5 protein-coding genes are annotated in these 13,908 nt (G+C 52.1%); all 5 read right to left on the bottom strand.

The window, feature by feature from the left end; all coding sequences use genetic code 11:
- Nucleotides 1–9: 9 nt before the first annotated feature.
- Nucleotides 10–2,898 carry an extracellular solute-binding protein gene (locus HNQ56_RS07300; protein ID WP_429144185.1) on the bottom strand — a complete coding sequence of 963 codons (2,889 nt, stop codon included), beginning with the start codon at nt 2,896–2,898 and terminating at the stop codon, nt 10–12.
- Between the two features lie 213 nt (nt 2,899–3,111).
- On the bottom strand, nt 3,112–4,614 hold the full coding sequence (locus HNQ56_RS07295) for a family 43 glycosylhydrolase (RefSeq protein WP_429144183.1): 1,503 nt from the start codon (nt 4,612–4,614) through the stop codon (nt 3,112–3,114).
- Nucleotides 4,615–4,660: 46 nt separating this feature from the next.
- A complete protein-coding gene (locus tag HNQ56_RS07290) occupies nt 4,661–8,140 on the bottom strand; it encodes a glycosyl hydrolase family 28-related protein (RefSeq protein ID WP_429144181.1) in 3,480 nt (1,159 codons plus the stop codon).
- Nucleotides 8,141–8,151: 11 nt separating this feature from the next.
- Nucleotides 8,152–10,692 (bottom strand): glycosyl hydrolase family 28-related protein, encoded by a 2,541-nt coding sequence (locus HNQ56_RS07285; RefSeq protein ID WP_429144179.1) that lies wholly within the window; start codon nt 10,690–10,692, stop codon nt 8,152–8,154.
- A gap of 18 nt (nt 10,693–10,710) precedes the next feature.
- Nucleotides 10,711–13,839, bottom strand: coding sequence for an alpha-mannosidase (locus HNQ56_RS07280; RefSeq protein WP_429144177.1), 3,129 nt, complete (start codon nt 13,837–13,839; stop codon nt 10,711–10,713).
- Nucleotides 13,840–13,908 lie beyond the last annotated feature (69 nt).

The raw sequence follows: 13,908 nt of genomic DNA, 5'->3' as shown, positions 1-13,908 counted from the left end.
GTCCTCCTTTTACCGGCCTGCCTGGCTTAAGCCAAATTCCTGCCGTTTCCGGGCCAGCTCCGCATCGATGGGTTTGATATATTTCTGTAAAGTATCTGCGGGGTCTTCCTTGTTATCCTTCACCTTGTTAAAGGCAAAGGAATAGATGCGTCCTACATAATAACCGCCGGGCACCTCGGGTGTGCCCTTCAGATACGACCATTCCTCCACAAGATTAGCCAGGTCCCGCTTATTCCAGGGCAGCTGCTTTAGTGCCGCCAGGTTGGCCGTGGGCTGTTTGGCTGACGCATTAATGACACTCTCCATCTCATTGCAATAAGCCGCCTGCACCTCGGTGGAAGTCCACCATTGCAGGAAGGTCCATGCCGCATCCGTATGTTCCGTATCATTTAAGATCACCGCCGCTGTACCTCCCAGGGGATTGCTCCGGTTAATGCTGCCGTCCTCCCGCAGGGTTCCCGGCACCAGTTCCATCCCCCATTCTCCCTGAATCTCAGGAGCAAACAGGGACAGCTGGTTATAAACGGTATAATCTGCGATTGCCAGCGGAATCTCCCCTGTCCGGAAACGGTTGACAAAATCATATTCTGTCGGGAATTTATATAAGGTATAGTACTCCATCAGCTTTTCAAAGGAGAGCACCGCCTCCCTGGAATCCAGGTTGACCGTTTCTCCGTCATTGTTATATAACTCGCAGTCCATCTGATACATAAAGGTTAACAGTATGTTCTGGTCATGGGGCAGGCCGATGGTCATATTCTTCTTGCTCAGCTCCCCAATGACATTATCCCATTCATCCCAGGTTCCGGGTACCGACAGCCCCAGCTCCCCAAAGATATCCTTGCGGTAGAACAGCATATTGAAGTTCACTGTCTCAGGAAGCGCATAGGTCCTGCCCTGATATTGGTACGGCACCAATGTGCTGTCGGCAAACCGGGATACCACCTCTTCAAAATCACCAAACCGGCTCAGATCATAGACAGAATTCCGAAGCGCCAGGTTGATAGGGTCTCCCATCCCATTGGAGAGCGCCACATCCGGTCCGGTTCCCGCAAGTACTGAGGGAAGCAGGGTTCCCGGACTGACCAGTTCCAGTTCTACGGAGATTCCATTCTTCTGGGTAAAGTCAGAATTAATCAGACTTCGCAGCGTATTCATCTGGTCCCGCCCTGTGGAGAGCCATACGGTGATAGTCTCGTCCTTGTCCATGCTCTCCTTTGTGATACCCATCTCGGAATAATCCATCACAAAACTGGCGGCAAACAGTTTCACCTGGTAAACCAGCTTCTGCAGCCAATTTCCTTCTGCGGCCGGGATCTTCCCGCCCTCCGGCACCAGGGCTATATAATCCAGGGACAGGGGCTGCTTCTTCATCTCCAATACCCAGGAGGCAAGAGCCGCCACATTGTCCTTAAAGGTTGCAAACTTGCCGGCAATTTCATCCGGATCCTCCGCCATACTATGTACCAGATACTCCATCTTGGTCAACTGGGCCATCCGCTCGCCGTTCCTTCCGTTTACCTTCAGAAGCTCTTCCTTGATCCGGGTAAGCTCTTCCGCCTGGATTGCCAGCGCCTCGATGGTCTGTGGAATAATTTTCTCAAAGCTGTAATCCCGGTACTTGTCCGGAGTGGCACCTGCCACCATCAGAATGCTCCGGTAGATCTGATTCAGCTCCTCTACGGATGTCTCCACTCTGCGAAGGATATTGGACATATCCCCCAGCACCACTTCCAGCGCAAGAGTATACTCCTTCCCTGCTTCAAAATAGAACTGATAATCCTGCGTTCCGTCTCCCAAAGCACTGCATTGCCAGTCGGGTGCATAGCCAAAGACCAGATTCTCTGCTTCCTTGAAAGGAACCTCTCCATCAATTGTCAGCTTTCTCGCCACTGACACGCCTGAGAGATAATCCTGCTTAAAGCGCAGCGCAATGCGGTAGAGCCCGGTGTGATCCACCGTAATCTTCCACTGTGCCGTGCTTCCTACCGTCTGCCACCGGGTACCGCCCATACTGTTGAGAAGAACGGCAAAAGCCTTCTGCGGCTGGGTATAGGAAGAGGTCCGGTCGTTGATGGGGTAGTTGGATTTCTCACTCTTGCGGAGCATATTCTCTGCCTGTATGATAACGGGGCCTCCTGCCGCGGCACTATAACCGGCAGAGGTAATCTCCTGCAAATACTTCGCGTAATCCGGCTCCGCCTCCTTCGCACGCAGTGTCAGGCTCTTTAACAACAGCGGTTCCCGCTCCGAGACCAAGCGGATGGTATGTATTCCCCGGGTTAGATAGAACATCAGCGGATCCGCATAATATCCGGAGGTATCATACAGCATCTTGTTCTGCCATACAAACTGCTCCTGCTGATTCGGGCGGATGTCATTGCCCTTCAGATCCTTCGACGGCTGTGCCTCCATATCTGTAAAGCATCGCGGAAAGACCAGGTACTCCGCTTCGCGAAAGGGAAGGCTGCCGTCGATGTAGACCGAACGCTCCACCCTGAGTCCGCTGCCGCCGTAGGTGAGGTAATCCGCCTCTATCTGGTAGAAGGCCGTCTCCGGGATATTTACCGTCCACTCAATATAGCCGTCTTCTCCCGTCAGGACCGCATTCTCTTGTCCCTCGTACTCCGGCAAAACTTCAATCTCTCCCTCGCTGCCGCTATAATCAGCGGCAGATATCACCACGGTATTCTCCGTTAAAGAAACTGCTTCATAGCTGCTTAGATAGGAGGCATAAGAACCCTCCGGGGCATAACCTTCATAGTTCTGATATCCTGCCGTCCCGGCCGTCCGGTTTCTGTTCCTCTCCTGGAATACCAGGAATATTGCCAGGGCGGCCAACAGAACGGCTGCCGCAAGGATGATTACAGTTTTGCTGCTTTTTCTTTTCGTGACCATAGATCTCCTCCGTGCCCATTTCAAAATGATATATCTTATTCGCTATTATAAATTATGATATATTAAATGTCAATCCTATTTTGTTCACTTTGGCGATAAATATCCAATTAAACTTGTCTGTATTGTACATTATATTTATTTATTTTAATTCAACATCCTCTTTTATTGTTTTTATGATATATCCTATTTGATCAAACAAAGATTAGCCGAAGGTTATTCAAGAATACCAACCACTATGCCGTCAATATTAATACCGCCATATCCACCGATGATGCGAATGGTATTGTCCGTCCCTTCCTTCAGCTTTACCGTAATCGATGTCACTCCCGAATAATCCGTCCATCCGCCTGTCGACTTTGCATTGATGAGCGATTGATCCACACCGTTCACGACAATTCTTAGTTTGCTCCACTGTCCCCCCGCCGCATAGTGGATAAAAATTGTCGCTCTTCCTCCATCTCCTCCGTCTACCCCGGTAAATCTGCATTCCGCATTTTCCTGGTACAGGTTGCAAATTGCCGCCTCCCCGCTGCCATCCGTTTTTTTATTAATAACCGCTCCGTTGGATACCTGGCATTTCGTTGCATCATAGCTATAAAATTCTTGATAAGCTTCTTTGATTCCCTGTGCGACTTCACCGGATAAGGCGGGGATTCCGTCCCTCGTCTGCTGTACCGGTCTGATCGCCCCATTCTCATCAAACTCCAGCCGGTCTATGCATACGCTTCGTAATGTACCGTTGCCGGAGATTGCCTGATTATGATAGAACAAATACCATTCGCCATGGAATTCCACGACGGAGCCGTGGGTTGTATTACAGCCGGCAGACTCTAACAATACTCCCTGTGATGTCCACGGGCCTAACGGACTGGAGCTTGCGGCATACCGCATCCGGTTTGCGCCGCTTTGCCCATCCGCGTAGATAAGATAATAAATATGATTGCGCTTGAACACCCATGTGCCTTCATGAAAATCCCTCAATCCCTCCATATCAGCCAGGCCGGTCTTTAACGACATCATGTCATCCCCCAATTCGGCACCCTGGCACCGGCCGCCTCCGCCATAATAGAAGTAATTTCTTCCGTCGTCATCCTGGAAGACAGCGGGATCTATCATCGCAAATCCTCCCACTCCTTCGATATATCCCTGATCTGTAAAATCCTGATCCGGATACCAGCTTACGGCTACCCCGACCTTCCAGCTCTCATTCCAGTTATCTTCCCTTGGATGCGGGTAATAAAAGTAATAGCTTCCGTCCTGATAAGCGCAATCCGGCGCCCACATAAATCCCCCTTCTTCTCTTCCCCAGGAGACATCCTCCGAGCGCAGAATCTCGCCTTCATCCACCCAATTAGCCATATCCTCCGAGGAAAAGACATGATACCGGTCCATCAGATCACACCCTCTGGAAGGATCCATATCATGGGATGCGTAAAGATAGATTCTCCCGTCATCCCATACATGGGCGGAGGGATCTGCCGTAAAGATATGGGTGATTGCCGGGTTCCCAGATGTCAGCTTAGGCTCCAGGCACAATTCTATCAGATCCGTTTTCTCCGCAAACTCTGCGGTATCCTCCTTCTCTCCATTCAGCGCAACAGCTGAATCCTCTGCGATATCTGCGCCTGGAACCATATCCGCCGCCTCCTTCTTACAGCCCGCAAACAGGAACAGCGCGCCAAGAAACAGCATCGGCAATATATCGTTTCTTCTCATATCATACCTCCCATTCGCCCGCAAACCTGCGCAGGAAACAAGCTCCTTATTTCCTGTAAATCAGCACATAATCCACCAGCATGTCATTGATGCCGCTTCCCTGTACCCCGCTGCCGATCATGGCCAGCTGCAGACCACTCATGACACATTCCTTTTCCTGCAGCTCCGCCCTCAGCTTCACCTGGCCGGAAGAGGCAAGCTCTTTGCCTGTATCATCAAATAATGTTACCGTATAATACTTATTTTTCTCCCCGGAGAAATAACAATCCATCCGTATCCTGTACCACTGTGCCTCCTGCCAGATGCCAAGCTGCTTCTCCTGGACGGCAAAGGAATGATCCCCATAGAAACGGAAACATATCTCATTCCCCTTCTCCCTGCCGTCCTCCAAGCCGGTCATGCTGAGGAACATACCGTAGTCCGGGTCGGAGTTGATACTGTCGATACGAAGGCGCAGCTCCATACCATAGTCCGCACCGCTTTCCAGCCGGACGCTGCTGCTTTTCAGATAGGTCTGCACTGCCAGATCGTCACAATACAGCCGGACATAGGTCTCTTCTCCTTCCTCCGCAAGACCTGCATAGGCATGCTCCGAAGGTGTCTGAAAGCCGTCAAAGCTGCCGGTCTCCATGACCGCCCGGTATCCTCCGGCCATGGCGGGATACGCGGTAAAGCCTTCTGCAAAGAGAATTCCGGTGTTTTCGCCCTGAGGAGTATTCCCGTCATGGGAGTCTTGCCCATCAGCCGAAGTCTGCCCGTTCTTCTCTGTATTTCCCTGGAACAGCGTGTCAGACGGCATATCCCACCGCGCATTCCTATTGCGGACGTTCTTCAGATAGCTCTGATTCTGATCCCGCAGACCCGCATTATAGGTACCTCCGGTGAACTGTATTGAGCCCTGAGCCTTACAAAGGGTGAAATCCCGGTTATTGTAATAGGATGCATTGGTAATCGCCGCACTTGCTCCCCTCTCTATGACAACCGAGATATCCGGTACATCCGTAATCCGCAGATTCCAGATAGACAGCTCTCCCTGCTTCACATGAAGATTTGCAGTATCCGGCCTTGCCCAACAGGACACATTTACAAATTGTGCCTCAGCCCCTCCATCCAGGATGATATGGGTGACCTCATCCACCTGGGTGCTGCTCTCCCGGTAGCTGACCAGCTGAGTATTGACAAACCCGATCTCTCCCAGGGCTTCTATCACAAAGGCACGGGAGGTATAATCCACGCCCTGGCCTACGCACCAGCCGGATAATGCCTTGCCATTCTCCTCCGCCAGTCGGACTCCGGTCAGACCGTTATAGGAAAAGTTATCAAATATTAATTCCCCTCTGGCATCTCCGAATTCCAAAACCACCAGATTTTCCTGTAAGAACTTCTTAAGTGCCGCAGAATCCCTGTCCTTGGTATCCCCTTTGGGAGAATTGTCCCAAGTTCCGAACTTGGATTCCTCCCCGGCAGTGATGCAAATAAAGTTAATCTGTGTATTGAAGACGCGGCCGGAGGTACTGCCTCCGCCCACCTTAAGCACATTCTTCATACAAATGCCGGACAGATATTCCACATAGTGGCTGTCACACCGATTCGTCATCAGATCCACCCCGTAGTAAGCTCCGCGCAAGGAGATGTTAACCACATATACATTCGCACCGGCTCCCCTTATTGTATAGGGATAGGGGATGGGTGCCGTAAAATCCTGCTCCGGATAGTCAAATACGATACCGCTGATTCCGGCACCGGCCTGAAGTGTTACTGCAGCCGGATCTGTTTCCGCCTGTTCCCGCTTGCTTCCTCCGTTCATCAGGCTTTCCCTTACCCGGAGGATCGTTCCGATCCGGATCGGATTCCTGCCCAAATTAATGGCTCCCTTCAGCTCCACTCCCCGGGGAACTGTGAGACTTCCGCCGATTCCATATTCTCCGGGGGGCAGGAATACGACTCCTCCCCCGGCATCTCCCGCCTGGTCCAGAAGCTTCTGGATTGCAGCCGCATGATCCTGCTGATCCGAAGCTTCCCCCTGATATACATACAGGACATTGGCTCCCGGCTTATGTACCGGCTCCGACATGTCCGGAGCCTTGTCAATGTCGGGCACCGCGCCCTCTGACACAATAACCCTGCTTCCGCTGACCTTCTGGGTCACCGTGGAGGCAAGCAGCAAATTCCCCCGCTTTGCCGAGATCTCTCCCCCTTCGATGACACACGCCAGCAATGAAACATCCCCGTCGTTCTGACAAAGGAGAGCATAGGTATCTGCCTGAATGGTGCTATTATAAAACTGCAGGCATCCGTTCTGAGCCTTCGTTGATTCGGCTATCACAATTCCCATGCCGCAGTCTGCGATCTTAATCTCTGCAAATTCCTCCCCCACCGAGGCCACTCCCTCCACCAGAATCCCCACGGCGCAATTCTCATAGGTATGGCGGTACACCTGACCGTTAGGGAAGTTGCCCTGCTCCTGCATCTCCCCTTCCCGCAGCATCAAGCCCACCGCATATCCCTCAATGGTGGTGTTGGTAAAATAAGACCAATCCACCCTGCCCAGGGTGATTCCCGTGGCATTTTCATACAGGTAGCGCTCCAGCTGTCCCTCGTCCTGGTTCTGCCAATAGCCGGATTTTATCCAGTAATCTGCGGACAGGCGGACATAGTCACATCTTCCGATGTCCACAACGCCGTCCATGGACACCCCGGTATGCAGCGCAGTCCCATAGAGATTTCGTATATTGGGACAGCCGCTTCCGTTGGGGCCTTGAACTACTCCGATATAGGAATTCACTAAGGTGATGTTCTTCACATGGGTGTAGTCCGCACCCCAGACACTGGGATCAAAGAGCTGGAAGGTAGGCGGATATTCCTGTATGTCCTCCGCTGTCTGTTCCGGATACCAGATGGTCAGATCCCTGACACAGCTATTGGGCTGAAGGATGAACTGGGGCAGTGCACTGCCCTTGCCCCTTCCCGCATAGATCTTTAAAACGGTTCCTTCCACGGTCTTGTCCTCCTCCGTGGGTTCCTTCCATTCACCGCAGATGGTGACCCCCTTGGGAACATTGATGGTACTCTCCAGCACATATTCCCCCGCGGGAAAGTACAGTGTGCCGCCGCCCTCCCGATTCAGAAGAAGCAGCGCCGCCTGTACCTTCCCGGTGATATCCTCCTGTCCCCCGGGTTCCACACCAAAATCCGTAATGCTGTAGCCGTAAACCACGGTATCCTTCTTCTCAAAATCAGGCTCCGCCAGCCGCCAGGCAATGTCCGGGACCTTAAAGTCATCCGGCGCACCGTCCTGATTTGTATTCTGATTTGCAGAGCCGGAACCCTTCCCGGCTTCTGAGTTCTGCCCGCCGTCCTCCTGCCCGGCTTTGTTCTCCCGGCCGGTCTTTGACAGGTCCCCCTCTCCCTGATGTTTATCGCAGGCCGCCATCAAGCCGTGCAAAGCCAGCAGCAGAATGCCCATGAGCAGAAACCTTAAGGCCAGACTGCTCCTCCCATATCCCTTCACCCCGTTTTTCATCATCCCATTCTCCTTTATTTATACCAATTACAGATCAATTTCAGCTCTCCTTTGTCTGCCGCTGTCTCCGGCTGGCCCAAACGGGCGGCATCCGGCTGTTTCACCGTCATATTGGCAATATATCTGGCACGGCCGCCCTTCACAAGAATCTGGCCTTCCTTCCGATAGAGATAAGTACCCCCGATATTTGCCGTTCCGCCCTCAATGACAAAGGCCGTATCTCCGGAATCCACGATATTGGTCAGCACCATGGTAAGGCCTCCCCGTTCCAGACTGACAGCAGTATCCGGCGCCCCCCACATCAGCGTGTTGTAGAATACTGCGTCGCCTTTCTCCAGGGCGCTTCTCAGATAGATCCTGCGGTTAGGCGCTTCAATGGTAACCAGCTCCGTATTCACCAGCTCCAACTGCCCCGCTCCCTCCAGGAAGATACCGCATTCTCCGCCGTCCGTTCCATGCCCGATCATGGTGCCGTGGCTTCCCTTTCCATTCTGCAAAAAGAAGCGTACACCGTACTTTGCTGCAAATACAAAGGTGTTCAGCACATGGAGCTCTGCATTCTCTCCATACAGGAATGCCTCCAGACAGCGGATCTGGTTATGCCAGAACGCCTTCCAGGTATCGCTCTTCGGCCTGTTCGGCAGATCACACCGATACCAATAATGAGGGTTGTACTGGACATTCTCAATCCAGACTCCGCCGCTGTTCTTTCCGGCAAATATGCCGCAGCGGATGGGAGCTCCTGACACATAGGACACATAATGATCCCTGCTCTCCATACTACCCAGGTCAAATCCCTTCCAGGCATTCACAAATACAGTATCCACCCCATAGCACCGGTCACCCAATGCCCGGACGGTCCACGGATAGGGAACCGGCTCTACCGGGTCCTGCCCGGGGTGGTACAAAACGATTCCCCGGATACCGCAGCTTCCGGCCAGGGACAGGAATGGCTCACCCTCCTCATCACCATGTCCGCAGCACACCATCACCACACTTCCGCCTCCCATGGTATGGCAGGGAACCTCAGCCGTACCCCGCAGCTCCACACCTGCCGGCACCCGGAGCGGCTCTGTAATCCGGTACATGCCCCCCGGAAGATAGACATAGCCGCCGGTAATCCCTGCCTGACGCAATGCCTCCCGGAAGGCTTTTGTATCATCCATGGTTCCATCTCCTTTTGCTCCGTAATCCGTCACTACATACAGCGCATCGCTTTCCGGCCGGACAGAATAGGGATAAGGCACATGCCCCAGGTTTCTCTGGCTTGGGATCGGAAGTCTGCCCGGTTCCACAAGGAGTACTTCAGAGGAAGCTCCTTCTGTCACGATAACCGGCATTTTCTCCTCCTGATCCATAAGACGGCATCCAACCATCTGGGTTCCGCCCGAACCATCCAGCATACGCAGCTGCGATCCCCCCGAAGTGAACTCAGAATTCAGGATTGATAATCCGCCCGCATACTGGAGAATATCTTCCGAAACGCCCTTTCCCGCAAAAGAACAGTCAAAAAAGCTTAATTGCCCGCTTCCCTGATGGCACACCAGCTGCTCATATTCTCCTTCTACCCGGACATTACAGCCCTGGAATACCGTCCGGAACGTCTCATCGCTCTGTATGGCCGCCTTCCTGCGCCTGCCTCCGGAAGAAATCCAGGCGTTGGTCAGCGCAATTCCGTAGGGATTACCGCAATGAAGCCGAATTCCTGTCTCACAGCCAATGATCCGCACCTGGGACAACTGGGCATTGGGCCCGATATCCTGTTCGGAGGTAATCAGAATTCCGATTTTGCAGCCCTCGATTTGGATGTCATAGCCATATTCCCAATCGGAACGAGCCATATGGATTCCCGTTGTATGAGCAAACATATATTCCTTCAGAAGTCTTACCGCATCTCTCACAAGCTCCTCATCCAGCCCCTGTATTGTACCTAAGCAGGCCGGATTCCTCCTGCGTTCCGCCGTCAGAAAACGTTCATACCAGACCGGGGAGACAGACAGCTCCTGCATCCGCCCGATATCAGTGGTCATATCCATGAATATCCCCTGCTTCAGAGGTGACATCCGTACCTTTCGGATGAAATGCAATTCATTGCCATCCGGACCGCATACAATGGCAATCCAGGGATTTACGAAGGTCACCCTCTCTATGGTAATGCTGTCCGTTCCCTGCTGCCGTACTGCAGGCGGATATGGGACCGGATTCCGGATATCCTGATCCGGATGATACAGGCACACCCCGATCAGCCCGCTGCAGGCCTTCATCGCGATCTGCATTCCTTCCTCCGTCCCTCTGTTGTAATAGCAGCAGATGACCGTATCATCGCCATCTCCATGCAGCATTACCGAGGTATGTATCACCAGCATCCCGTACAGCGCATAGTGCCCTGCCGGAAGATATACCGTCCCTCCGCCTGCCTTCCGGCAATCGTCAACCGCCCGCTGCAAAGCCTCCGTACAGTCCGTATTTCCGGAGACATCCAGCCCATATTCCGAGGCATCGACAGCTGCAATAAACCGCCCATCCTCTTTCATTCTTTCCGTCACTACCTTCATCGTCTTCCTCCATGCATATCATACTATTTTCAACCAACTGTCACCGTCATACACAACCTTCACCGTCTTTATTTCAAACGGACGGAATACCAGGCTGCCGCTGCAATCCCCAATCACCTCTTCCAGCATATCCGTCTCAAAGAGCTCTTTTACCGGATGCCGGAAGCGGAGCGTGGTATTGGCATATGCACCTTCCGCCTCATACAAGCGTAAAATATAGGCATTCTGCTTATCCTCACAGGGCTTGATGGTCTCAATGATCACATTATCAGCATCCAGCGATACGAAGGATGAGCTCTGCTCACACACTCCATCCGTTGTCAGCACCGGATAATTCAGCTCATACGCAGGCCAAATGACATTGCCCGCTTCAAAACCGCCTGTATGGGGATGGAATACATAAGTGCATTGGTGAATCCCCTTATCTCCATGGTAATCCGGGCGGATGCCTCCTTTATGAAGGGAGAGGCGCATCTCAGAATCTTTTACGGAAATGCCGTATTTACAGTCATTCAGGATAGAGATTCCATATCTGTTCTCCGACAAATCCGTGTATTTATGATTGCAGACCTCGAACTTCGCCTTCTCCTCCATAGTATTGCGGGAAACCTTGCGCTTCAGGCAGCCGAATTGAATCTCCTGTCTGACCTCATCAGAATGCAGCGATACATCAAAGGCGCTCTTCAGGAATCGGTGATTATCCTGCCAGTCCATCACGGTCTCGAAGGTAATGTCCCTATTCTCCCCATGAATAATCATATCCTGAAGAATTGTGGAGCGCTCCGCAATCCGGTACCGGCTGCGGATGCGGTATTCCACCGCCCCGTCACTGATTACCCTGCGATCCAGCAATTCGGCACTGTCACGAAGCTTCATCTCCATATCGGCGTCAATATCCCAATTATCCCAATAATTCGGTATATCCTCCGCTATCAGGAAGGTGTTGAGGGCATAACCTTCTCCGCACAGCTCCCGGTTCAGGGCCCGGTCCACATAGGAGCAGATGTATCCCTTATCGTCGAAGAGGATCTTCTCATAAGGCGTTATCAAACTCTCCCCCTCCCGGATAAAGCAGGACGGGGATATTACTTCCCCCTTCTCCCACTCCAGAACCACCGAGCCGTAAGCAGGCACGGTAACGCCATAGACCGCCAGCTTCCTGCCGCCATGAATATTCTCCGTAATCTGCTGGAGATAGCTTCCCCGAATCCGCTGTCCCTCCCGGTAATCCAGATAGATGACATCATCCCGGTCAAAGGAAACCGGGTTCACTACTGTGACACAGTTAGCGCTCTCCTTATCCTGGCGGGATGCAAGCAGCTTTTCAATTTCCTTCTGCGTACCCTGAATCAGAGCCGTAGTCTCGGCAATGGATTCCTGATGCGCCCTGGGGATGCAGGTTCCGGGCAGAATATCATGGAACTGGTTGACCAGAAGGGTCTCCAGGAAGTCCGCAATCCCGGCGCTGTCTGCCTCCTCACGCTCCCTCACCGCTTTTTCCACCGTAAGGAATTCCAGATTGTGAATTTGCCGCTCCCCAAGACGGTTATTGCGCTTAATGGTATGCTGATTGGTCAGGGTCCCTCTGTGAAGCTCCAGATAAAGCTCTCCATGATAGACGGACACATTCTCTGAAGTATCCTCCAGCAGCTTCATGAAATCCCCCACCAGAATATGCTCCGAACGGGGCAGCCCTTCCAGATCGGTAATTCTTCTTGCCATCTCAATCATCTCGAACTGCGGGCCGCCTCCCCCGTCTCCAAAGCCATAGGACAGCAGGCGCTTATCCGAAACCGTCTTCTCCTTAACCGAATCCCTTCCGCTCACCACATACTCCATCAGGCTCTCCGGATCAGGCCATAGATGGGTCTTGTTTAAATGGGTGAACACCTGTGTTCCGTCAATCCCCTTCCAATAGAAGGTGTCATAAGGGAACTCCGTAGTATCATTCCACGCCATTTTCGTTGTGAGAAAATATTCCACATGACATCCCTTCATAATCTGGGGAATGGATGCACTGTATCCAAAGGTATCCGGCAGCCAGAAGCAGTTGGAGGTATAGCCGAAATATTTCCTGGTAAATCTCTGTCCCCACAGAAATTGCCGTATCATCGATTCCCCGGAAGTGATATTACAGTCACATTCAATCCATACACCGCCGTTCGGCTCATACCTGCCCTGGGCAGCCTGCTTCCTGATCTGCTCAAATAGCTGCGGATAGTGCCTCCGAATCACTTCCCCATGATAAGCAGAGCTCTGAATAAATTTATACTCCGGGTACTGCTCCATCAGATTCAGTTCATTGGAGTAGGTTCTGGCACATTTTTTAATGGTCTCTCCCTTATGCCACAACCATGCCGTATCCATATGGGAATGCCCGATCAGGCCGGCAAAGGGAGCTGTCTGTGAGTTCTTCTTCGCCAGCTGCTCCTGCAAAAGCTGATTCGCCGCGGCAATCTGTTCCAGAAATACCTTCCGCTCCACATTCTCCACAGAGTAGTATATATTCTCATGAATCTTCGTCAGTGTGCGAATCAGATCCGCTCTGCGGTAGCTGTTGTGATCCAGTCCCCGGATCATCTGGTTGACCGTCCTCAGATTAAAATAGAACTGGTTCAAAAGCTGGTTCTTCACACATACATCCACCGAGTCATAACGGAAGGTGTAATCCATCTTCCCATCCGCATTCCAGGGGTCGCAGCCAATGACATAATGACCGGAATAGTACTCCAGAGCCAGGTCTATCCTCTCACCGGCAGCCGCATCCTGCCGGAACATATCACAATAATGATTCCCATGCCCCGTCACCACGATCTTGGTACAGAAGGTTCCAAAAGGCATGCCATTCACCCACAGCATCGCCTCATATCCGCCAATTCTGGGATACAGATACAGGGTCTTCCCCTCCAGCTCCTCCGGCACCCGGTAGGTACCCTTGAACCAGCAATAGCTGCTTTCCCCGCCCCAGGTATCGCCTGCCCTGCATGGGGTGAACAGCTCTGCGGGCGGAATGTCATGCAGAGACTCTGCCGTATCATAACGTCCCATCTCCACTTCTCCTACCTTGTCAAAAAGCATATTACTGATTTTTTCTTCAAATTTTTTCAGTTTAGACAGCATTTTCTCGATTTGCTTCTCATTCAGCATCTTTCTACCTCCTGCTTGATCTATCGTTGTCTTATAACTCGTCATAAAATGGATTTGTTGTGTTTATCA

The organism is Anaerotaenia torta (genome assembly GCF_050433395.1).
In the GTDB taxonomy this organism is placed as follows: domain Bacteria; phylum Bacillota; class Clostridia; order Lachnospirales; family Lachnospiraceae; genus Mobilitalea; species Mobilitalea torta.
The sequence above is the reverse complement of the archived record's forward strand: the minus strand, read 5'-3'. Positions and strand labels throughout refer to the sequence as shown.